1 protein-coding gene is annotated in these 349 nt (G+C 46.4%); it reads left to right on the forward strand.

Going from position 1 to position 349, the window contains the following annotated elements:
• Positions 1-349 (forward strand): hypothetical protein (locus ABR397_RS23565; protein WP_350307817.1); only part of this gene is annotated, 349 nt, incomplete at both ends.

Here is a 349-nt window from a genome sequence, read left to right on the forward strand (position 1 = left end):
AATCCGGCTTGTCGCCACTGAGGATGGCGTTGGGGTTAATTTGAAAGAGATGGTTAGCGACCAGCGTGATATTACTTTAAACGTTAATGGCAAAATTGAATTAGGCAATGCTAACGCTAAAACCGACTTCAATATTATCGGCAAAGAAACTGATATTGCCGCGAATATTACCGTGCAGGCAGAGCGGGATATTACCCTGGCAAACACCACGCTGGAGAATAAAGGCAGCGTAACCGCTGGCCGGGATATGCGGGTATTTGGCGACACCGTGCGTAATACCGGGGATAAAGCTTTACTGCAAGCCAGCGATAATCTGTGGATACAGAAAGATGCGCAGGGAAATAAAAAT

The organism is Photorhabdus viridis (assembly GCF_040256935.1).
Taxonomy (GTDB): domain Bacteria; phylum Pseudomonadota; class Gammaproteobacteria; order Enterobacterales; family Enterobacteriaceae; genus Photorhabdus; species Photorhabdus viridis.